Raw genomic sequence first — 19,998 nt, 5'->3', positions numbered from 1 at the left:
AATTCTATGGATTTCGGACGACAGAAAGGCGGCCAGGCTGCGAGTCCCCAGGAGCATAGCTAACTATGTGACTGGGGTGAGCTGATGCAGCCAACGCATCTGCCGTTAGAAAGACGACGAATTTACTTGCTGATTAACCGATCCAGGGCCACCGCGGCGATGATCAGCCCGCCCATCACCACCAGCTGGTAATAGGTTTGTACCTGGAGGATGTTGAGCCCGTTGTTGATGGTGCCGATGATCAGGCCGCCAATCACCACCGAGAAAATTCGGCCTTTGCCGCCGAAGAAGCTGGTGCCGCCGATGATCGCGCTGGCGATGGCGTAGGTTTCAAATCCCATCCCCGCAAGGGGTTCTGCCGCCCCAAGACGCGCGGTAGAGACCACGCCCGCCAGCCCGGCGCAGATGCCGGAGATGATGAACACCACCAGCATGTGGAACTTCACGTCGATGCCGGAGTAGAAGGCCGAATTCTTATTGCCGCCGAGGGCGTAAATATTGCGCCCCAGCCGCGTGCGGGTGGTCAGGAACCACAGTATCCCGGCGACAATCAGCGAGAAGATCACCGGCACCGGAATGCCGAGCGGCGTGGCGGCGAAGAAATTCACGAAGTCGAACGAGAAGCCGTACACCGAGTTGGCGTCGGAAATAACCAGCGTGATGCCCCGGAAGATGGCGTTGGTGCCGAGCGTGATGATGAACGGATGCAGCCCCGTCCAGTTCACCAGGCAGCCGTTAATCGCCCCGAGCAGCCCGCCGACAATCACGCCGCCAATCAGCGCCGCGAGGAACGGATCGACGCCTGCCAGCATCAGCTTGGCGGTCACCATGCCGGAAAGTGCCAGAATCGCGCCGACCGACAGGTCAATCCCCGCCACAAGAATAGCGAAGAACTCCCCCATGCCGATAAGCACGGTCACCGAGCTTTGCACGAAGATGGCGCTGATGTTGCTGGCCGTCAGGAAGTACTCGGCGGAGAGCGTGCCGAAGATGCCGACGATAATCGCGAGGATGAAGAAGGTGCCGTATTTGTCCCAGAACTGGGCGAAATTGAACGGCTTTTTCTCACTTTCTTCGCGTTTCATTCTTGTGGTAATGCCCATGCCATAATCTCCTCTTCGCTGATATCGTCGCGATTGGTCAGGATTTGCGTCAGTCGCCCTTCGCAGAACACGGCAATGCGGTCGCAGACGGCGATAATTTCGGGAAGCTCAGACGACACCATCAGAATGACTTTTCCGTCATCCGCCAGCTGGCGCATCACTTTGTAAATTTCGGCCTTAGCGCCGACGTCGATCCCGCGCGTAGGCTCATCGAAAATGATCACCTCCGGGTTGCAGCACAGCCACTTAGAAATCAGCACCTTCTGCTGATTGCCGCCGGAAAGCTCGGTAATGTTCTGATCGACGCTGTGGCACTTCAGCGCCAGCAGCTGGCGCTGGGCTTCGGCAATTTTTCGTTCTTCGACTTCGTTAAACAGGCCCATTGCGCCTTTGTAGCCGCCGCGCTTGAGGCTCTGGCTGACGGCCATGTTCTGCGCGATGGAGAAGTTGGCAAAGAAGCCGTTATCGCGGCGGCTTTCGGTGATGTAGCCCATGCCCTTTTTCAGCGCATCCATCGGTGAGCTGGGCGAGATATTTTTGCCGTTAAGCAGAATTTCTCCGGAGGAGCGTTTATCCACGCCAAACAGGCAGTCCATCAGCTCGGTACGCCCGGATCCTACGAGGCCGGAAAAGCCCAGAATCTCGCCACGGTTGACGCTAAACGAAATATCTTTCACCTTTTTGCGGTCGCGGCTGCTGACGTGCTTCACCTCAAACACCACGTCATGCTCCACGTTCCCGGCGCTCTCTTTCATCGCGCTAAAGCGGTTTTGCAGCTCGCGGCCAACCATCAGGCGCACAATGTCGTCGTTGGAGACGTCGCTGACCAGGCCGCTGCAGACGCTGCTGCCGTCCTTCATCACCGTATAGCGGTCGCAGATGCGGCGGATTTCGGCAAGCTTATGGGAGATGTACACCATCGCCGTGCCTTCTTTACGCAGCTGGTTCATGATGAGAAAAAGATAATCCACTTCTTTATTGGTTAAAGAAGACGTGGGCTCATCCATAATAATCACTTTGGCGTCCAGCATTAATGTTTTGGCAATTTCTAACATTTGCTTGTGACTGATGGATAAATTACCCACCTTTTCATCGAGATCCACTTTTAAGCCAACACGTAAAAGCATCATCGCGGCGCGAATACGCATCTCTTTCCAGTCAACAATATTAATCCCGAAAACTTTTTTGGTTGTGTGACGGCCAATATAAAGATTTTCTAAAACCGTTAATTCATCAATAACGCTGAGTTCTTGATAAATAATCCCTATGCCGAGCTGTGCCGCTAATTTATGATCAAGTTTTTCATAATTAACATCATTAATCGTAATGGTGCCTTTGGTCGGTTCATGAATACCCGACAAGACTTTCATCAGGGTTGATTTACCTGCACCGTTTTCCCCGAGAAGGGCGTGAATTTCGCCGGGGAATATTGTTAAATCAACCGATTTTAATGCGTGAACCGGACCAAAGGATTTGCCGATCCCCGCCATTGCAATGTATGGCGTGACCATGACGAGCCTCAATCATTTTTAGCGAAGGTTTCCCCTCACCCTAACCCTCTCCCCACAGGGGAGAGGGGACGGTACTGAGCTGATATTGATTTTCTGCCTCATCCTTAAAGGGAGAGGGAATAACTGCTGCCACTGCTTTTCTTTTAGTACTCTTTTCGCACCTTTGCCCGGGGGAGCAGGCTCCCTTTTTTCACCCTCTCCCTTTGGGAGAGGGCCGGGGTGAGGGGATAAAGCCACTCAGACCAGAAACTATTTCGTCACCAGCACCGAATCCACCAGGCTGAACTGCGGGGCTTTATCCTGCGCAATCACCTTGCCGGTTTTCGCCGCATCCACCAACAGCTTCAGGCCTGTCGCACCGATATCCGCCGGGTTCTGGGCCACGGTAGCGGTCATTTGCCCGTCATCCACCATCTTACGGGCTTCCGGGATACCGTCGGTGCCGACAACCAAAATTTTCCCGGTCTTCCCGGCGTTGGCCACCGCCTGAGCGGCGCCCATCGCCATCGTGTCGTTCGCGCAGTAGAAGGCTTTCAGATTCGGGTTACGCTGCAGCACGTTGGTCGCCACATCGAGCGCCTTGATGCGGTCCCAGTCGGCAGGCTGGCTGGCGACGAGCTTAATCTGGCTGGCTTTCTTAAATGCGTCACTGGCACCTACGCGGCGGGCTTCGCCGGAGGCGTTCCCCGCTTTGCCTTCGATGATAGCTACGTCGCCGCCTGCGGCACCTAGCTTATCGATGATGAATCCTGCGCCCTTCGCGCCGACAGCGACGTTATCGGTGGTCACAAAGGCTTCGACGTTACCGCCGGCTTTTTTCAGGTTATCCATATCGATTTTTTCATCGAGGTTGACCAGGTAAATGCCCTTTTTCCAGGCGTTAGCGACCGGCACCACGAGGTTTACCGAGGAAAGCGGTGCAAAAGCGATACCTTTGTATTTTTTATTCGTTAAATCTTCAAAAAGCTGCAATTGCGACTGGAAATCACCCTCCGAAGGCGAAGCAAAAATATCAACGCTAACGCCCAGCGTTTTAGCTTCATCTTCAATACCTTTTTTCATATCCACCCAATAAGGGTTGGATAATGTTTTTAATACCACCGCGTAATCGGCAGCGGCAAAAGCGCTGGTGGATAACATCAGGCCCATAGCAGCGCCGCTGAATATTTTCAGATATTTATTCATAATCATATTCTCAGTGTAGGGTGCAGTCAGATCCCGCTCACACGGGATCTCTTTTTTACTTCAGCGCGCCAGGTGAAAAGAAATCCACAATAGCGCCGGTCTTTTGCATATTTAATGTTGCCTGTTCAATGTTTTGCTGTGCGACTGAAACAAATAAAGCATCGAGTAACGTTAATTGTAATATTCGTGCCGAGGCGTTGCGGCCTAATAAAGGCGTCTCTGGCGCTGGTGAACAAATAATAAAATCAGCCAGGCGTGCTATGGGCGAATGGTAGCTATGGGTAATACAAATTATTTTTGCGCCGTTCTTTTTCGCCAGCTCCACCGCCGCTTTTAAATCGCCGGTGCGCCCTGAGTGGGAAACCACCAGCACCACGTCGCCTTCTTTTAGCAGCGAGGCCGACATCATCATGATGTGGGCATCCTGGTAAGCCTGGCAGCGCACGCCGATGCGTAAAAACTTGTGCTGGATATCGTTACAAATAGAGTTCGAGCCGCCAACGCCGTACAAATCACGCTGTTTCGCCTTCGCGAAGTAGCGTGCCGCGCGGTGGATTTCGTCCACGTTGACGATCGACTGGCCTTCCATAATGGTGCGTAAGGTAATGTTAAACACCTTATTGACCACGTCCTGCGGCGCTTCGTCGAACGCCAGCTCGGTCGGCAGCACCTGCTCTGACTCGGAAAAGTAGGCGACCAGCGCGCTGCGCAGGTTACGGAAGCCGCTAAACCCCAGCAGCTTCGAGACTTTAACGATCATCGCTTCCGACACCGCAAGGGCTTCGGCAACGTCTTTAATGGCCGGGGCATCGCTCAGATTACCAGGCTTCAACAACCAGTCGACGATGCGGCTTTCATTGTCCGTCATCCCCTCCTGCTTCATACGCAGCCAGGGGGCAAGGCCGATGCCGAACGGCGGCTGTGAATCAATATCTGACTGACTCATCCTGTTCTCTCATGTCCGTAGAGTGAAGACGCCACTATAACACCACAGCGTGAACAGAAAATATGCTGATCACTTCACAAAAATAGTTAATTCATAAAGTTTTACTTTTTGTGAAGTTTGGGTGAGTGCTTAATTGTATTTATTTGTATGAAATATAATGAAATAACTTAGTTTTTCTCGTTAGTGGAGATCGTTTTATGACACGAACTTGACAAGTTTCTGCATTGTGTTGTGAAGAGAATCGGTGTAGAAATGGCCACGAACCCGGCAATTCTGCCGATTAATTGGGCAGTGAACCGGTCTTAAATCACAAGAGTTGTCGGGTTCGTAAAGTAACGGCAACGGCGAGGACAAAATGAAAAAAATTGCATTTGGCTGTGACCACGTAGGCTTCCTGCTGAAGACGGAGATTGTGGCGCATCTTCAGGAGAAAGGGATTGAGGTGCTGGACAAGGGCACCTGGTCCGGCGAGCGCACCGATTACCCGCTTTACGCCAGCGCCGTGGCGCAGGCCGTGGTTAACGGCGAAGCTGAGGGCGGCATTTTAATTTGCGGCACCGGCGTGGGGATCTCCATCACCGCCAATAAGTTTCCCGGCATCCGGGCAGTGGTCTGCAGTGAGCCATATTCTGCGCTGCTTTCCCGCCAGCACAATAACACCAACGTGCTGGCCTTCGGCTCACGAGTCGTCGGGCTGGATTTGGCCAAAATGATCGTCGACGCGTGGTTAAACGGGCAGTTTGAAGGCGGGCGGCATCAGGCGCGGGTAGAGGCTATTGGCGCGCTGGAATCGCCGAGAATTTGAGATTCCTCCGCTACTGCGCGTGAGGCCGGCTGACTACGCTGAGGCCAGTCCATCCCGGAGACTGACCGATGAAATCTTATGCCGCCGCGCTGCTGCTCGGCACGCTTTACCTGGCCTCGCCGTTCGCGCAGGCCGACGTGATTGATGACGCCATTGGCAATATCCAGCAGGCATTTAGCGATGCTTATAAGCCCGATGGCGACCGCGTTTATCATGACGATAGCGATGACGAAGCGGCTCAGCGCAGGCTCAGCCGCCAGGACGAAGCCCGGTACCGCCAGCTGGAAGACAGGCGTCGAAGTCTTGATGAACGTCAGAACCAGCTCGACCGTGAACGCCAGCAGCTGGATGACGATGAGCGGCGCCTGCAGGACGACGACCGTTAATCCAGCACGATTTCCATGCCGTCAAAACCGGCTTCAAAGCCTTCAGGCAGGGTGTTGTGCATCAGCCATTCATCAAACTGGTGGCTGATGTGCGTTAGCACGACTCGGGGGCTACCAATCTGTTCGTTCAGCGCGATAACGGTCGTTAAGTCACAGTGATTTTTTGGCGTTTCTGGTCGGGGTTCGCGGCTGCAATCTATCACCACCACTTCCGGGCGGTTGGCGGCCAGAAACTTCAGGGTTTTGTCCGGCATCCCCGCCGTATCGCTCAGCCACGCCAGCCGACTGTAGGCCGTTTCAAACAGATAGCCAAACGTTAGCTTTGAATGCAGGAGCGGCAGCGGCGTGACGCGCAGTGCCTGTAGGGTGAAGGCGACAAACGGTTCGACGGTATGGCTAAAGTCCAGTAGACCGGGGTGTTTAAACAGATCGTCACAGCCCTGTTCATCCGGCGGGCCGTAAACCGGGATTTTCTCGCCCACGCCCCAGCGCAGAGGGAACAGCCCCTGGACGTGATCCATATGGTAGTGGGTGAGCAAAAACTGCTGAAAATCTCCGGGCTGCCAGCTCTCCATCAGGTCAGGCAGTCCCGCGTCTACCAGCGTCACCGCATCGTTATATTTGACCACCGCGCTGCACGGGCGGCGGCGATGAGAAGGGTTACTGCGTGCCCGCGAACAGGCTGCGCAGCCACAGCCCCAGGCGGGAACAAGCTGCGCCCCGCCGGTGCCGCTAAGCGTTAACGTGAGCGTCATCAGGTGTCTCCACCGGTTTGGTAAAGCGGATATGGGTGGCGCGGTAGCCTTCACGTTCGTAAAAACGATGAGCGTCTTTGCGGCCGGTGCTGGTCGACAGCTCCGTCAGTTCCGCATCGGCTTTACGCGCTTTATCTTCAGCCCAGGCAAGCAGCTGTTTGCCGACGCCGTGGCCGCGGGCTTCTTCCAGCACGACCAGTTCCTGGATCTCGCCAATGCGGCGGCCATGATGCAGGTGATATTGCAGGTGCAGGCTAATCATCCCCACGGCTTTATTACCCAGCCATGCCAGCTGATAAAAGATATTTGGATCGCGCAGGTTTTCGGCAAAGCAGGCATTAAAGCCGGGGCGGTCGGCCTGGGCCTGCTTTAGCTCGCAAATCATGCGGTAAACGGTGTCGCTGTCTTCGATAGCGGCGGCTTTTAATTTAACAACATCAGACATGGCGGGGCTCCTTGCGGTGAAGAGGGATAACGTTCGAGCGGTGCTGGGCTAACAGCCGCATAAATAATGCGGCAGACTGTAGCAGACTCCCGTCGTTGTTGAGTATCAGGCAATCGCCTCCCTCTGGCGAGTAAAGCGCGGCCCGCTGCAGCCGCTGCTCGATTTGCTCTGCGTTTTCCCGCCCACGCTGTTCCAGCCGCTGGCGCAATACGTCCCCGGAAACCTGCAGGCAGATGGGCACCAGCCCATCGCCATAACGTTCCCGCGCCTGTTTCAGGTGCTGGCGCGAGCCGTTTACTACCACGTCAAATCCGGCCTCGAGCCATATATCCATTTCCACGCCGACGCCGTAGGAGTGCTCGTGCGCCTGCCAGCTCAGGGCAAACAGCCCCAGTTGCTGGCGCTGCTCAAACTCGTTTGCGCTCAGCGCAATGTGGTTCTCGCAGCCCGCGTCGGCGGCGCGGGTAATGTACCGGTGCGCCACCAGCAGCCTGGCGTGTTCCTGCTGGCGCAGGGCGCTCAGCAGGCTGTCTTTGCCGGAGCCGGACGGGCCCATCAGCCAGATTAGTTTACTCATCAGAACACCCGAATTCCCTGGCGCCAGACGTGATCGACATGGATATGGTCACCGTGCATGTGCGCCAGCACCAGATCCGCTCGTTTACCTTCCGCCAGCGTCCCGCGGTCGGTCAGGTTCAGCGCCCGCGCCGGGTTGCGTGTCACAAGGTGAATCGCCTGCGCCAGCGTGAAGCTGTTGCTGTCGTCGTGCGCCACGCGGAAGGCCGCATCCAGCAGGCTTGCCGGATAGTAATCCGAGGAAAGGATATCCAGCAGCCCGGCCTGAGCCAGATGGCTGGCCGCCACGTTGCCGGAGTGAGAGCCGCCGCGCACGATATTCGGCGCGCCCATCAGCACGCTCATGCCGTGGCGACGAGAGGCTTCAGCGGCTTCTTCCGTGGTCGGGAACTCGGCGATCACGCTGCCGATTTCGTGGGACTCCACCACATGGGCGGTCGTCGCATCGTCATGGCTGGCGAGGGCGATATTGCGGTCGCGGCAGCGGGCGGCAATGGCCTGGCGGTTTGGCTGTGACCAGCGCGCCGCCAGCGTCAGCTGCTCTTCCTCAAAGCGATCCATTTGCTCGTTAGTGAGATGGTATTTGCCCTGATAATAGTCGCGGTATTTCGAGAGTTCCGCGTACTGGCGCTGGCCCGGCGAGTGGTCCATCAGCGAAACGAGGGACACCAGCTCGCGGTCAACCAGCTTGTCGAACAGCGGCAGCGTGGTGTGGTGCGGCAGCTCGCAGCGCAGGTGCAGGCGGTGCTCGGCGCGGTTGAGGCCACGCTTTTGCGTATCCTCAACCGCGTTGATCATTTTTTCGAGGTTTTCCAGGCGGTCGCCGCCGTCGCGTACGTCGCCGATGGCAACGGCATCCAGCACGGTGGTGATGCCGCTCGCCACCATCAGCGCATCGTGGCTGCTCATGGCGGAGTGCGCCGGCCAGTCAACCTTTGGCCGAGGGGTGAAGAATTTATCCAGGTTGTCGGTGTGCAGCTCAATCAGCCCCGGCAGCAGCCAGCCGCCGCCGCCGTCGTGTGCGCCCGGCAGCTGGCTTTGGGTCTCGGCAAAGTTGCGAATCACACCGTCGGCCACTTCCAGCGAGCCACTGATCACTTCTTCTTCCAGGACCAGGCGAACATTATTGATAATCATGTTGGGGCTCCATCGCGGACATCGTATGCAGGCGGTCGGCCACCTGTTCACGTACAGCTTCATCGTGGAAGATGCCGACAATGGCCGCTCCACGCGCTTTTGCTTCCTGAATCAAAGCCACCACGGCGGCGCTGTTTTTGGCGTCCAGCGAGGCGGTGGGCTCATCCAGCAGTAAAATGGGGTAATCAACAATAAAGCCGCGGGCGATGTTTACGCGCTGCTGCTCGCCGCCGGAGAAGGTCGACGGGGCCAGGTGCCACAGGCGCTCCGGGACGTTGAGCCGGGTCAGCAGGCTGGCGGCTTTTGCCTCGCACTCTTCGCGCGGCACGCCCAAATCCAGCAGTGGCTGCATGACGACTTCGAGCGCGGAAATCCGTGGGATAACACGCAGGAACTGGCTCACCCAGCCGATGGTCTGGCGACGCACCGCCAGCACTTCACGCGCCGGAGCCTGCACGATGTCGAGCCATTCGTCGTTGTGCTTAACCCAGATGTGTCCTTCATCCGGCAAATAGTTGGCGTACAGCGAACGCAGCAGGGTGGATTTCCCGCTGCCGGAGTGGCCGTGCAGCACCACGCATTCACCGCCTTTGACTTCCAGCGAGGCGTTTGCCAGCACCGGCAGGCGAATGCCGTGCTGGTGGTGCAGGACAAAGGTTTTGCTCAGGTTTTCAACCCGTATTCTGGTCATAGCGAGTACCTAATTCTGAAGGACGGAGGACACCAAAAGCTGGGTATACGGGTGATGCGGGTCGTCCAGTACGCGGTCGGTCAGCCCACTTTCCACCACTTTGCCCTGTTTCATCACCAGCAGGCGGTCGGCCAGCAGGCGAGCCACGCCCAGGTCGTGGGTGACAATCACCACGGCCAGGTTCAGCTCCACCACCAGGCCGCGCAGCAGGTCGAGCAGGCGCGCCTGCACCGAAACATCCAGCCCGCCGGTAGGCTCGTCCATAAACACCAGCTTCGGATGAGTCACCAGGTTGCGGGCGATCTGCAGGCGCTGCTGCATCCCGCCGGAAAACGTGGTCGGCAGGTCGTCAATACGGGCCGACGGGATTTCGACTTCTTCCAGCCAGCGCTGGGCGGTGGCACGAATGTCGCCGTAGTGGCGCGCCCCGGTTGCCATCAGGCGCTCGCCGATGTTGCCCCCGGCAGAAACGTGGCGGCGCAGGCCGTCCATCGGATGCTGGTGCACCACGCCCCATTCGGTGCGCAGCAGGCGGCGGCGTTCACCTTCCGACATGTCGTACAGCGAACGGTCGAGGTAAATCACTTCCCCTTCCTGCGGCGCAAGGCGGGCGGAAATCGCCTTCAGCAGCGTCGTTTTACCGGAGCCGGACTCGCCCACGATGCCCAGCACTTCCCCGGGCCAGAGGTCGAACGACACGTCCATAAAGCCTTTACCGGGCGCATAGAGGTGGGTGAGGTTATTCACCGAAAGTAACGGGCTGGTCATGACTGAGAGGCCTCACTGTTCTGGCGGCAGTAGTCGGTATCGGAGCAGACGAACATGCGGTTACCCGCGTCGTCGAGCACCACTTCATCAAGGTAGCTGTGGCGTGACCCACAGATAGCGCACGGCTCTTCCCATTCCTGGACCTGGAAAGGATGGTCGTCGAAGTCGAGGCTCTCTACGCGGGTAAACGGCGGCACGGCGTAAATGCGTTTTTCGCGTCCGGCACCGAACAGCTGCAGCGCGGGGGACATGTGCATTTTCGGGTTATCAAATTTCGGGATCGGCGACGGGTCCATCACGTAGCGATCGTTCACCTTCACCGGGTAGGCGTAGGTGGTGGAGATATGGCCGAAGCGGGCGATATCTTCGTACAGCTTCACCTGCATTACGCCGTACTCTTCCAGCGCGTGCATGGTGCGGGTTTCCGTTTCGCGCGGTTCGATAAAGCGCAGCGGCTCAGGGATCGGCACCTGGTAAATCAGGATCTGGTCTTCAACCAGCGGCGTTTCCGGGATGCGATGGCGGGTCTGCACCAGCGTTGCGTCTTCGGTGCGCTCGGTGGTGTTCACGCCGGTCACGCGCTTGAAGAAGTTACGAATCGAGACGGCGTTGGTGGTGTCGTCCGCGCCCTGGTCAATCACCTTCAGGACGTCAGACTCGCCAATCAGGCTGGCGGTAAGCTGAATGCCGCCGGTGCCCCAGCCGTAAGGCATTGGCATTTCGCGGCCGCCAAACGGCACCTGATAACCTGGAATAGCCACGGCTTTCAGCATCGCGCGGCGGATCATGCGTTTGGTTTGCTCGTCCAGATAGGCAAAGTTATAGCCGCTCAGGTTAGCCATTGGCTCGCTCCTTTATCAGGCGGTTAAGCAGCTCCAGTTCGGCCTGGAAATCCACGTAATGCGGCAGCTTGAGGTGGGACACAAAGCCCGCCGCTTCCACGTTATCCGCGTGGGATAACACGAACTCTTCGTCCTGCGCCGGGCTGGCGACGTTTTCGTCGTAGTCCGGAGCCTGCAGCGCGCGGTCAACCAGCGCCATCGCCATGGTTTTGCGCTCGCTCATGCCAAACGCCAGGCCATAGCCGCGCGTGAAGTGCGGTGGTTCATCTGCGGGGGCAACAAAGCCGTTCACCATTTCGCATTCGGTCATCAGCAGTTCGCCGATGTTCACCGCAAAACCCAGTTCTTCCGGCACAATTTCGATGTCCACGTAGCCGCTGCGGATCTCGGCGGCAAACGGGTGGTTGCGCCCGTAACCGCGCTGGGTGGAGTAAGCCAGCGCCAGCAGGTAGCCTTCGTCGCCGCGTACCAGCTGCTGCAGGCGCGAAGAGCGCGAGCACGGGTAAACCGGCGGATTGCGGGTGATGTCGTCCGGCTGAGCACCGTCGTCTTCTTCGACTTTGGCCAGGCCCTGTTTCGCCAGCATGCTGAACACGTGCGGAGAAGGGGCGCTTTGCTCGTCGGCAGGTTCTGCGTCTGGCACTTCGCCGTTAGCCAGCAGCGTGAAGTCCAGCAGGCGATGCGTGTAGTCGTAGGTTGGGCCAAGCAGCTGGCCGCCAGGGACGTCTTTATAAACGGCGGAGATACGGCGTTCGAGGCGCATCTCAGCGGTGTTCAGCGGCTCGCTCACGGCGAGGCGAGGCAGCGTAGTGCGGTAGGCGCGCAGCAGGAAAATGGCCTCAATCATGTCGCCGCTGGCCTGTTTGATGGCCAGCGCGGCAAGCTCCCGGTCGGCGATGCCGCCTTCCGTCATCACGCGGTCGACCGCCAGGCCTAGCTGCTGTTCGATCTGCGCGACGCTCAGCTCTTTCAGCGTTTCATCGCCGCGTCGGTTGCGCTCCTGCAGGGCGTGGGCGGCGGAGATTGCCTTCTCGCCCCCTTTGACGGCAACGTACATCAGCACACCTCCACGTGGGTGGTCCGTGGGATAGCCAGCAGGCGATCGCCACAGGTCAAAATCAGGTCAATGCCCAGCGGGAACGGGTGCGGGCGTTCGGTCAGTTCGTGCAGCACACATTCCGGCAGCTGCGGGGCGATCATGCGCTCTTCGTTGATGCCAGCGCCGGTCAGGCGAAGCATGCGCCCTCCGCTCAGGCTGGACACCTGCAGAATCAGCGTCGCGCTGGTATCGGGTGCGATGTCGCAGCCCTGAGCCAGCAGGTTCAGCTCTTCGGAAGAGATAGCGTCGCTGGCGACGGCAAACTGCGCGTGCTCAGGCTGCTCGCACAGCGGCGCATTGGTATGAAAACGGATATTTTGTGCGGCAATATCGTTGCCCAACGTGCTGTCGATCCACACCGGCGTGTCGTTATCGGCCAGCGTCAGCAGCACGCTGGTGGTGGCCACGTTCAGCGGCAGCCAGCCCTGCTGCAGCGAGGTCAGCGCGACAATCACGCCCGGCTCGCTCATCGCTTTGAGCAGGCGACGAAAACTCTGCTGGGCATCCTGCACCGGAAGGGTAAAAGCGGTCATTAAAGTCATGCGTTGTCTCCGCGTACCAGCGTGAAGAAGTCCACGCGGCTGCTGTTAACTTCCGCACGGCGAGCGGCAAGACGTTGTTCACGGTTGGCCGCCAGCGGTGCAATGAGGGTTTCTTGTAGCGTGTGAAAATGCGCGGTTTCCTGCATCAGGGCGTCGATCACCGCGCAGCATTCAGCGTGTTGTTTGTCGCGGCCAAGCAGGTAGCTGTAGCCATAGGTGCCGCTCGCCAGCTTGACCACCGAGCGGGTCAGCGTGGCGTCGCCGGTGAAAAAGCGCTGGCCGGTGCCGCCCATGCGGGCCTGCACCTGCACCAGGCCGATTTCCGGCGCGCGAATGAGCGTGTAATCCGCGTGAATGTTCAGGCTGTTCCAGCGCTCAAGAAGCTCCTGCGGCTGGCTGTGTGACAGCACCGCCATCCACTCGCGGCGCTGTTCGGTGTTGAAATGGCTGGTGTCCATTTAGTGCTCCATGGTGAATTCAATCATGTCGGCACGGGTCAGGCTTACGGAGTATTCCGCCGCTTTGGCCTCGCCTTCACGATGGTTAAGGGTGCGAACACAAAGCAGCGGCGCCAAGTTGGGGATTTCCAGCAGACGGCTCTCTTTGGCCTGGGAACGACGAGCGCTGATGCGGGTTTGGGCGCGGGTCAGGGCAATCCCTAACTCGGCCTGGAGAAAATCGTGCAGCGATCCGTTGCCGAAGGTTTGCAGCGTCGGCCACCAGCTCTGTTCGGAAAAATAGTGGTCGATGATGCACACCGCGATACCGTTCACCCGGCGCAGGGTGCGCAGGTGAATAACGTTATCTCCCTCGGCCAGCCCCAGTGCATCTGCTACGTCCTGCGAGGCCGGGCGAATCACCGCCAGCAGGCGTTCGCTGGTCGGGTGGCTGCCCTGATCCAGCAGGTTTTGGCTAAAGCGCGCCTGAGCGTTCAGCGGGTAGTCAAACGGGCGCATCAGCACCAGCACGCCAACGCCCTGGCGGCGCTGCACCCAGCCTTTGTTGACCAGTTCGTCAATGGCGCGGCGGAGCGTGTGGCGGTTAACTTCGTAATAGGCGGCCAGCTGGGTTTCTGCGGGCAGGTAGTCGCCGCAGCGGTAGTTATTGCGCAGCTCCTGTTCGAGCCGGGCGGCTATCTCCTGATAGCGGGTCGGGTAACTGGTCGGATGTCTGGACAAGTGCATAACAGTCAAAGCCTCTCAAATCAGATAAAGCGAATGCGCACGCGCGGCTGCTGGGCTGTGCATGGGTTTTGCTTGATGAGGTGAAGAGTCGTTTGCATCACGGGCCTCCTTCAAAAGTTGCCTCATGGTGCCGGGGGAAAGTGACGGTTTTGTTAATGATTGGTTTCTGTACGATGAAGAGTTGAAGTTTGCGGTCGGCGCACTGAGCTGTTTTCAGAGGAATCAGGGAGTTGCCTTGTTTTGCCTAAAAATCGGTGGGTGGCGGGGGAAAGGTTAAAGCCAGGCAATCATCAGCAGCCAATTTTTAGCCGCGGCGCTTGCGATTGATTTTTGAATATATTCTATATTCCTTAGCTTCTTTTTAAATAGAGTGTCTTATTGCTGAAATAATATTTTTAGATTTGGAATAATTAATTTAGTGCCCGTGCCGATCGCTTCCTGCCAGTTGACTCTTTTTGTCAGGAATAAACTCGCTGAAATGGAATAATAAAATAGCATCAAAAAAATGAATATATAAGTTGCGTTGATTTTCTTGAACTTTTAATCAGGAGTGAAAATAAAGGGCCCGGCGTGACGGGCCCAAAAAGAATAATAGAATATACCGCTTTATCTCTCGACGTTGACCATCCACGGAATGCCGAACTTATCCGTTAGTGAGCCATAGCCTTTTGCCCAAAAAGTTTCGCTCCACGGCATGGTGACGGTGCCGCCTGCAGAGAGGGCGTCAAACCAGCGTTTACCCTCTGCCGTATCGTGGCTTGCCAGACAGAGTGAAAAGCCGCTGTGCTGCGGTTTTTCTCCGCTCATGCTGGCGTCGGTCATCATCAAATCGTTGCCGGCCACCCGCAGACTGGCGTGCATGATGCTGTCGTCTGAATAGGCAACGGCCCCGCTACAGCCTTCGGTATTTTTTGCTTCTTTGGGCATTTCACCAAAGGTGATTTTGAACGTCAGTTCGGCGCCCAAAGCCTGCTGGTAAAAGGCGATAGCCTCGGCGCAGTGGCCGTTTAATGAGATGTAGGGTCCTAAAGGCATAACCGAATCCTCTGTAAGAAGAGTGCAGAAGAAGTGTAGGTTGTGCGGGACAGGTAGGCCAGGCGGGGCAGGCAGCAGAGCCACCTGCCGGGGGGAAATTAGTTCTTTTTCACAAACTCGGACTTCAGCTTCATCGGGCCAAAACCGTCGATTTTACAGTCGATGTTGTGATCGCCTTCCACCAGGCGGATATTCTTCACTTTCGTGCCGATCTTCAGCATCGAAGAGCTGCCTTTGACCTTCAGATCTTTCACCACGGTGACGCTGTCGCCGTCGACCAGCAGGTTACCGTTGGCATCTTTTACCACCAGCGCAGCGTCTTCTTCGCTCGCCGCGGCAGGGTTCCATTCATGAGCGCACTCCGGGCAAATCAGCATGCCGTTGTCTTCGTAGGTGTATTCGGAATTGCACTTCGGGCAATGAGGGAGTTGCATTATCTGATCCTCAAGGTGAGATAAAGTAATGAAAAATAGCGATTTGGCCGTAAAAACATGCTGAATCGCGAAAAAGTGCTGAGATTATACATCAAATCCCTACATTTGCAGGGATTATTGCCGTAAACCTATGCCCAATGGGCTTTCTGGCTGCCATAAAGTGCAAAAAACCTTTCATTCAAAGAAATAAGCACCAAATTTAACTTAAAGTTCAGGCTTTAATTGCCGTTAAATAAGGCTAATTTAACTTAGTTTCACTTCGCTTCGAGCAAGTCTGCCAGCATGGGCTGCTGCGCTATACCTGTTTGAAAAAATAAAAAAAAGCGTATTGCGCTGACACCTCCTGTCACTTGACAGGGGTATGGTTGGGCCTATGGATGTACCGATACAGAGGCAGGAACCGATGAGAATGAAAGGCGCGAAAGTAAAAGTTGCAGATCGACTGGCCGAAATCGTCTTAAGTCTTTATCAGGGGGAAACCCTTTCCGCTGATATTATCCGCCAGCGTTTTGATGTAGATATGCGAACTGCGTATCGTGATTTGAACCGGCTTGGTGCTATTCTGGAGGACGTCGGCGAAGGGAAAAAGCGTCTCTCTTCGCATTTAAAAGGACAGTTTAACGTAAACGACCTGTTACGCATTACTAAACGCGTAGGGCTTGCTGCGTTTTATCCGTGGTACGACATAAAGAGCCATAATCAATATATTACTCTACGTGCTATTCCAGATTTATTGGTTGTAGGGTATGAATATGAAAATAGCCCACAGCGTAAAGCTATTTTTTATCCATTATTTGACGATCGGGATGATCCTGGTGGGGAAAGGGTAAAAACGGAAGTGCTGTTACAGGTTTCCGCGCAGGCGGCTGAACATTTTAAACAGCGCAAGCTATTACCTTTTCAGAAAACCATCAGAGAGCTTGATAACGGAGAGTTACTCCTGGCGAGTCATATTGCTTCGCCTGAGCAATTGTTTCCGCTGGTGCAGTATTGGATACCGCATCTCACCATTATTTCCCCGCAGGTCTGGCAGAGCGACTTAAAAGCCAGGATCGCGGCATGGTGTAATGTTAATTAATAAATTATTTCCCTCACGTAATTATAAAAACCGGTATTGCCATGATTACAACTAAACGGTGGCGGTCATAAAACCGGATAATTTGAGTTAAGGAAAGATTTTTTATGCACACACAAACTATTTTTGAACTGAGTCAGGAAGCCGAGCGGCTTTTGCAATTAGCGTTGCAAAACCTTAGCGCTTTAAAAGTCGCTCCACTGGCTTTGCAAAATGAACAAAATAGCGCTTTAGCGAACCCTGTGGCTACGGTACATCCATTGAAATTTAGCCCACGCGGTATCGAATTGCAGAAAGATATGCTGCAAAACGAAAGGCGTAAAATAACCCAACATGAAATGGTTCTGGCTATTGTCGGCACCATGAAAGCGGGGAAGTCGACCACCATTAATGCCATTGTGGGTACGGAGGTTCTGCCTAATCGTAACCGGCCAATGACGGCGTTGCCGACGCTGATCCGCCACACGCCGGGCCAGCGCGAACCGGTGCTGCACTTCCCGTATGTGCAGCCGATAGAAAGTCTGATGGGGACGCTGCAGGAAAAGCTGCTGATCACCAGCCGGGAAGCGCTGGCGCGCAAGCTGGAAGTGGACCGGGATATGGAGGCGCTTATTGCCCGAATTGCTGACGGCAAAGGCTTTGAGCGCCATTATCTCGGCGCGCAGCCTATTTTCCACTGCCTGAAGAGCCTGAACGATCTGGTACGCCTGTGCCGGGTGCTGGATGTTGCTTTCCCCTTTAAAGCCTACGCGGCTATTGAACATGTGCCGGTCATTGAGGTGGAATTTGTGCATCTGGCCGGCCTCAAAAACGGCCACGGCCAGCTGACGCTGCTGGACACGCCTGGCCCGAATGAAGCGGGGCAGCCGCACCTGCAAAAGATGCTTAAAGAGCAGCTGGCACAGGCTTCAGCCGTGCTGGCGGTGATGGACTATACGCAGCTCAAGTCCATATCCGACGAAGAAGTTCGTGAGGCGGTGCTAGGCGTCAGCAAATCGGTGCCACTGTATGCGCTGGTGAATAAGTTCGATCAGAAGGATCGCAACGGCGACGATGCCGCTCAGGTGAAGGCGATGATCGCCGGGACGCTGATGAAGGACAGCATCGCGCCGGAAAACGTTTTCCCGGTGTCGAGCATGTGGGGCTACCTTGCCAACCGCGCCCGCTATGAACTGGCCACGCATGGCCGTTTACCCGACCCTGAAGAGCAGCGCTGGGTGCAGGACTTTGCGGAAGCGGCACTAGGCCGGCGCTGGCGCAGTGCGGATTTGGCCGACATCGAGCATCTGCGCCATGCGGCGGATTTGCTGTGGGAAGACTCCATGTTTGAGTCACCGATTGAGACTATCCTGCATACCGCGCACGCCAATGCTTCTCTGTACACGCTGCGTGCGGCGTGCCACAAACTGCTGGATTATGCCGAGGGCGCTGAACGCTATCTGAGCTTCCGCTGCCAGGGATTGCAGGTGGCCAACGACAGCCTGCAGGAGAATATTCGGCAACTGGAGCTGGATATTCAACTGCTGCTGCAGACTCAGCAGTCGGTGAGCACGGTGATTCAGCAGCAGGTCAGCGATGCTCTCGCTGGCATAGCCGATTTTGTGCGGCGCTTTGAAACTCAGATTCATAGCGACCTGAAAACCTACTTCCGCGAAGGGAGGTTGGGCGCAGAGAAGTTGCATCCGTTATACCCACACACATTGACGCGGAACGTGGATTTTTCACCGGGCAGCGACAAGCTAATGGGTGAAGATGAAGCGACGGCTCGCACCTTGCTGCACAAAGTCCGCGCTTCCAGCGAAAGCATTTTATTTGCCGCGCAGCAGACGCTAAGCGGGGAGCTTGGCGCGCTGCTCAGTAATCTTGAGGCGAGCCTGAGTTATACGCTGCAGTCGGCGTTGAAACCTATTGAACAGCGGGTAAGCGACGGCCTCAAAGTGGCCGGATTCCGTGCCCAAATCAGCCTGCCTGCGTTCCAGACCAGCCAGCTTAACTTTAATACGCAATCGGCTTTCACCAATGTTATCGAAAGCCAGGAAGTGGCGATGTCAGAAATGCAGCCACAGAACGGGATGCGGGGCGTGCTGGCGCGCTGGTTAAACAGCGTGGACTGGGGCTGGGAAGATTACGCGGCCACCCACAGCCGCTACGTGATTGACCTGGAGAAGTTACAGCAAAAGCTGCATGACCATGTGTCGACTTTCCTGAGCCAGATAAATCAGGCCATTACCGCGCAGGTGGATATTTCCGTCACGGCCGGGATGGCGACGTTTTTCGCTGATTTTACCGGCGTACTGGACGCTATTCACAGTAATTTACGGCAGAGTCTCTCCGCTAAGCAGCAGAACGACACCGTGCTGTTTTCTCTCCAGAATAAGCTGGAACAGAGTGTCAGAACGGCACGTTACATTCACGAGGATACACGCCTGTTGCGCGATGATATCCAGACGCTTTTCTCAGCGGAGCAATGATGAGCAGTGTATTAATGGAAGGGCCAATAAGAACCCTCAGCTGTCTTAGCGAAAAATTTGTCGTCGATTTTGCCATGGGGATTGATGTCGCCCGCCAGCCGTGGAGCAGCCCACAAAGTCAGGCATTTTATGAGCAGCTTTTGGCGCTGTTCGTCGTCATGGCCCGGCGGCAGGCCGGGATGGCAGCAATACCGCCGCAGGACGAGCTTGATGCATCGCTGATAAGCCTCGGTCAGCTGTCGGCAGATCTGGCAAAAAGTTATTTAGCCAACAGCCAGATAAGCGAGCGAATTGCCCAGCTAGAGCCGGTTTCTGCCCGCACTGCGCACCATTCGGCGGCAGTTCGCGAGCGGCTTCAGGCCCTGCGCGAGCAGTTTTCTCAGCGATTGGCCCGGCTAGAAGAAGAGTTTCAGCACAGCGATCTTGTTCGCCAGGGCATGGTCCACAGTGAGCAGATTTTTTCCCGCTGGCGCAGCGGGCACTATTTTTCATTCTCTCCCGCGGCACGTTGCTACGTCGCACTGGAAGAGTTGCGCTGGGGGACCTTTGGCGATGCCGTACGTCTGGGAACGCCGGAACAGGCGGCGGAGCTGATTGAGCATGTGCGCGCTCTCGCCATTAGCCGCCTGGCGGAAGAAGTAAATGCTTCCCCCCGTACCCGCCACTATTTCCATGACTGGCTGGCGACGCCAACGTCTCCGGGCCTGTTGGAGCATAAAGACGCTTTAACCTGGCTCGGCGATGGCTGCAATATCGAGCGTCAGCCGGTCAGCTACTCGGTCACCCAGGGCTGGCAGGGCGTAGCGTTGGGGATGCCGCGTATTTGTTCTGCCATGCGCCTCGGCAGTGCGCTGGTCGATGAAGTTTTTGGCTAAGTGATTGAACGTTCTCAGGGAAGAGATTGTTCCATCTCACCGGCATTCTCTTCCGAAGGCTGCCTCTTAGCGACAAATATCTTCCATGAAGGATCGACTAAGGTTCCGTTCACTTCCAGCGCTGTTTCACATG

General features: G+C 56.3%; 22 protein-coding genes. 5 read left to right on the top strand and 17 right to left on the bottom strand.

Features of this window, described 5'->3' with window-relative positions; genetic code table 11:
* Positions 1–122: 122 nt before the first annotated feature.
* The 4 genes from alsC to CNE01S_RS10935 form a co-directional block, all read right to left on the bottom strand.
* The gene (gene alsC / locus CNE01S_RS10950) at positions 123–1,103 is read right to left on the bottom strand and encodes a D-allose ABC transporter permease (RefSeq protein WP_061275952.1); all 981 of its coding nucleotides are present in this window, start codon (positions 1,101–1,103) and stop codon (positions 123–125) included.
* Positions 1,082–2,614: a D-allose ABC transporter ATP-binding protein AlsA gene (gene alsA / locus CNE01S_RS10945; RefSeq protein WP_061275950.1), complete on the bottom strand. Its 1,533-nt coding sequence runs from the start codon at positions 2,612–2,614 to the stop codon at positions 1,082–1,084. Before alsA ends, alsC begins: the two co-directional genes overlap by 22 nt.
* A gap of 249 nt (positions 2,615–2,863) precedes the next feature.
* Positions 2,864–3,799 (bottom strand): D-allose transporter substrate-binding protein, encoded by a 936-nt coding sequence (alsB, locus tag CNE01S_RS10940; protein WP_061275947.1) that lies wholly within the window; start codon positions 3,797–3,799, stop codon positions 2,864–2,866.
* 55 nt (positions 3,800–3,854) lie between these two features.
* Positions 3,855–4,745: a MurR/RpiR family transcriptional regulator gene (locus CNE01S_RS10935; RefSeq protein ID WP_061275946.1), complete on the bottom strand. Its 891-nt coding sequence runs from the start codon at positions 4,743–4,745 to the stop codon at positions 3,855–3,857.
* A 355-nt stretch (positions 4,746–5,100) separates the two neighbouring features.
* Here CNE01S_RS10935 and rpiB point away from each other — a divergent pair, with 355 nt between their 5' ends.
* Both rpiB and yjdP read left to right on the top strand, forming a co-directional pair.
* Positions 5,101–5,550, top strand: a complete 450-nt coding sequence (gene rpiB / locus CNE01S_RS10930) for a bifunctional allose-6-phosphate isomerase/ribose-5-phosphate isomerase RpiB (RefSeq protein WP_061275944.1) — start codon at positions 5,101–5,103, stop codon at positions 5,548–5,550.
* Between the two features lie 68 nt (positions 5,551–5,618).
* On the top strand, positions 5,619–5,936 hold the full coding sequence (gene yjdP / locus CNE01S_RS10925; RefSeq protein WP_061275942.1) for a DDRRRQL repeat protein YjdP: 318 nt from the start codon (positions 5,619–5,621) through the stop codon (positions 5,934–5,936).
* Here yjdP and phnP read toward each other — a convergent pair.
* The 13 genes from phnP to CNE01S_RS10860 form a co-directional block, all read right to left on the bottom strand.
* Positions 5,933–6,691 carry a phosphonate metabolism protein PhnP gene (gene phnP / locus CNE01S_RS10920; protein WP_061275940.1) on the bottom strand — a complete coding sequence of 253 codons (759 nt, stop codon included), beginning with the start codon at positions 6,689–6,691 and terminating at the stop codon, positions 5,933–5,935. The two genes, yjdP and phnP, sit on opposite strands and share 4 nt — an antisense overlap.
* Positions 6,669–7,136 carry an aminoalkylphosphonate N-acetyltransferase gene (gene phnO / locus CNE01S_RS10915; protein WP_061275938.1) on the bottom strand — a complete coding sequence of 156 codons (468 nt, stop codon included), beginning with the start codon at positions 7,134–7,136 and terminating at the stop codon, positions 6,669–6,671. The genes phnP and phnO overlap by 23 nt, the downstream gene beginning before the upstream one ends.
* Entirely contained in the window at positions 7,129–7,716 is a 588-nt protein-coding gene (gene phnN, locus CNE01S_RS10910; protein WP_245874493.1) for a ribose 1,5-bisphosphokinase, read from the bottom strand. Before phnN ends, phnO begins: the two co-directional genes overlap by 8 nt.
* Entirely contained in the window at positions 7,713–8,849 is a 1,137-nt protein-coding gene (gene phnM / locus CNE01S_RS10905) for an alpha-D-ribose 1-methylphosphonate 5-triphosphate diphosphatase (RefSeq protein ID WP_061275934.1), read from the bottom strand. Before phnM ends, phnN begins: the two co-directional genes overlap by 4 nt.
* A complete protein-coding gene (gene phnL, locus CNE01S_RS10900) occupies positions 8,836–9,540 on the bottom strand; it encodes a phosphonate C-P lyase system protein PhnL (RefSeq protein WP_061275932.1) in 705 nt (234 codons plus the stop codon). The genes phnM and phnL overlap by 14 nt, the downstream gene beginning before the upstream one ends.
* A 9-nt stretch (positions 9,541–9,549) precedes the next feature.
* On the bottom strand, positions 9,550–10,308 hold the full coding sequence (gene phnK / locus CNE01S_RS10895) for a phosphonate C-P lyase system protein PhnK (RefSeq protein WP_008455724.1): 759 nt from the start codon (positions 10,306–10,308) through the stop codon (positions 9,550–9,552).
* Positions 10,305–11,150: an alpha-D-ribose 1-methylphosphonate 5-phosphate C-P-lyase PhnJ gene (locus tag CNE01S_RS10890; RefSeq protein ID WP_008455722.1), complete on the bottom strand. Its 846-nt coding sequence runs from the start codon at positions 11,148–11,150 to the stop codon at positions 10,305–10,307. The genes phnK and CNE01S_RS10890 overlap by 4 nt, the downstream gene beginning before the upstream one ends.
* Complete coding sequence (locus tag CNE01S_RS10885; RefSeq protein WP_061275930.1) at positions 11,143–12,207, bottom strand: carbon-phosphorus lyase complex subunit; 1,065 nt, start codon at positions 12,205–12,207, stop codon at positions 11,143–11,145. The genes CNE01S_RS10890 and CNE01S_RS10885 overlap by 8 nt, the downstream gene beginning before the upstream one ends.
* Positions 12,207–12,791 (bottom strand): phosphonate C-P lyase system protein PhnH, encoded by a 585-nt coding sequence (gene phnH / locus CNE01S_RS10880; protein ID WP_061275928.1) that lies wholly within the window; start codon positions 12,789–12,791, stop codon positions 12,207–12,209. Before phnH ends, CNE01S_RS10885 begins: the two co-directional genes overlap by 1 nt.
* Positions 12,788–13,249: a phosphonate C-P lyase system protein PhnG gene (gene phnG / locus CNE01S_RS10875; RefSeq protein WP_061275927.1), complete on the bottom strand. Its 462-nt coding sequence runs from the start codon at positions 13,247–13,249 to the stop codon at positions 12,788–12,790. Before phnG ends, phnH begins: the two co-directional genes overlap by 4 nt.
* Entirely contained in the window at positions 13,250–13,975 is a 726-nt protein-coding gene (gene phnF / locus CNE01S_RS10870; RefSeq protein ID WP_061275925.1) for a phosphonate metabolism transcriptional regulator PhnF, read from the bottom strand. It abuts the gene before it with no gap.
* A 606-nt stretch (positions 13,976–14,581) separates the two neighbouring features.
* The gene (gene yjdN, locus CNE01S_RS10865; protein ID WP_061275923.1) at positions 14,582–15,010 is read right to left on the bottom strand and encodes a VOC family metalloprotein YjdN; all 429 of its coding nucleotides are present in this window, start codon (positions 15,008–15,010) and stop codon (positions 14,582–14,584) included.
* A gap of 98 nt (positions 15,011–15,108) precedes the next feature.
* Positions 15,109–15,444, bottom strand: a complete 336-nt coding sequence (locus CNE01S_RS10860; protein ID WP_039289439.1) for a zinc ribbon domain-containing protein YjdM — start codon at positions 15,442–15,444, stop codon at positions 15,109–15,111.
* Positions 15,445–15,853: 409 nt separating this feature from the next.
* On the opposite strand from CNE01S_RS10860, the gene CNE01S_RS10855 reads away from it, so the two are divergent.
* The 3 genes from CNE01S_RS10855 (at position 15,854) to CNE01S_RS10845 (ending at position 19,865) form a co-directional block, all read left to right on the top strand.
* On the top strand, positions 15,854–16,522 hold the full coding sequence (locus CNE01S_RS10855) for a WYL domain-containing protein (RefSeq protein WP_038476507.1): 669 nt from the start codon (positions 15,854–15,856) through the stop codon (positions 16,520–16,522).
* A 104-nt stretch (positions 16,523–16,626) separates the two neighbouring features.
* Positions 16,627–18,990 carry a clamp-binding protein CrfC gene (gene crfC / locus CNE01S_RS10850; protein ID WP_061275921.1) on the top strand — a complete coding sequence of 788 codons (2,364 nt, stop codon included), beginning with the start codon at positions 16,627–16,629 and terminating at the stop codon, positions 18,988–18,990.
* Entirely contained in the window at positions 18,990–19,865 is an 876-nt protein-coding gene (locus CNE01S_RS10845; protein WP_072279129.1) for a diguanylate cyclase regulator RdcB family protein, read from the top strand. Before crfC ends, CNE01S_RS10845 begins: the two co-directional genes overlap by 1 nt.
* Positions 19,866–19,998 lie beyond the last annotated feature (133 nt).

The organism is Cedecea neteri NBRC 105707 = ATCC 33855, from assembly GCF_001571265.1.
Taxonomy (GTDB): domain Bacteria; phylum Pseudomonadota; class Gammaproteobacteria; order Enterobacterales; family Enterobacteriaceae; genus Cedecea; species Cedecea neteri.
This window is presented reverse-complemented; position numbering and strand designations above follow the sequence as displayed.

Bases quoted from the DNA above. Each gene is read 5' to 3' on its own strand.
- phnP (WP_061275940.1), bottom strand. From the start codon at position 6,691: ATGACGCTCACGTTAACGCTTAGCGGCACCGGCGGGGCGCAGCTTGTT.
- yjdN (WP_061275923.1), bottom strand. From the start codon at position 15,010: ATGCCTTTAGGACCCTACATCTCATTAAACGGCCACTGCGCCGAGGCT.
- yjdP (WP_061275942.1), top strand. From the start codon at position 5,619: ATGAAATCTTATGCCGCCGCGCTGCTGCTCGGCACGCTTTACCTGGCC.
- CNE01S_RS10845 (WP_072279129.1), top strand. From the start codon at position 18,990: ATGAGCAGTGTATTAATGGAAGGGCCAATAAGAACCCTCAGCTGTCTT.
- CNE01S_RS10935 (WP_061275946.1), bottom strand. From the start codon at position 4,745: ATGAGTCAGTCAGATATTGATTCACAGCCGCCGTTCGGCATCGGCCTT.
- phnL (WP_061275932.1), bottom strand. From the start codon at position 9,540: ATGACCAGAATACGGGTTGAAAACCTGAGCAAAACCTTTGTCCTGCAC.
- phnO (WP_061275938.1), bottom strand. From the start codon at position 7,136: ATGTCTGATGTTGTTAAATTAAAAGCCGCCGCTATCGAAGACAGCGAC.
- CNE01S_RS10890 (WP_008455722.1), bottom strand. From the start codon at position 11,150: ATGGCTAACCTGAGCGGCTATAACTTTGCCTATCTGGACGAGCAAACC.
- phnF (WP_061275925.1), bottom strand. From the start codon at position 13,975: ATGCACTTGTCCAGACATCCGACCAGTTACCCGACCCGCTATCAGGAG.
- alsC (WP_061275952.1), bottom strand. From the start codon at position 1,103: ATGGGCATTACCACAAGAATGAAACGCGAAGAAAGTGAGAAAAAGCCG.
- phnH (WP_061275928.1), bottom strand. From the start codon at position 12,791: ATGACTTTAATGACCGCTTTTACCCTTCCGGTGCAGGATGCCCAGCAG.
- crfC (WP_061275921.1), top strand. From the start codon at position 16,627: ATGCACACACAAACTATTTTTGAACTGAGTCAGGAAGCCGAGCGGCTT.
- CNE01S_RS10885 (WP_061275930.1), bottom strand. From the start codon at position 12,207: ATGTACGTTGCCGTCAAAGGGGGCGAGAAGGCAATCTCCGCCGCCCAC.
- rpiB (WP_061275944.1), top strand. From the start codon at position 5,101: ATGAAAAAAATTGCATTTGGCTGTGACCACGTAGGCTTCCTGCTGAAG.
- phnM (WP_061275934.1), bottom strand. From the start codon at position 8,849: ATGATTATCAATAATGTTCGCCTGGTCCTGGAAGAAGAAGTGATCAGT.
- alsA (WP_061275950.1), bottom strand. From the start codon at position 2,614: ATGGTCACGCCATACATTGCAATGGCGGGGATCGGCAAATCCTTTGGT.
- phnK (WP_008455724.1), bottom strand. From the start codon at position 10,308: ATGACCAGCCCGTTACTTTCGGTGAATAACCTCACCCACCTCTATGCG.
- CNE01S_RS10855 (WP_038476507.1), top strand. From the start codon at position 15,854: ATGAAAGGCGCGAAAGTAAAAGTTGCAGATCGACTGGCCGAAATCGTC.
- alsB (WP_061275947.1), bottom strand. From the start codon at position 3,799: ATGAATAAATATCTGAAAATATTCAGCGGCGCTGCTATGGGCCTGATG.
- phnG (WP_061275927.1), bottom strand. From the start codon at position 13,249: ATGGACACCAGCCATTTCAACACCGAACAGCGCCGCGAGTGGATGGCG.
- CNE01S_RS10860 (WP_039289439.1), bottom strand. From the start codon at position 15,444: ATGCAACTCCCTCATTGCCCGAAGTGCAATTCCGAATACACCTACGAA.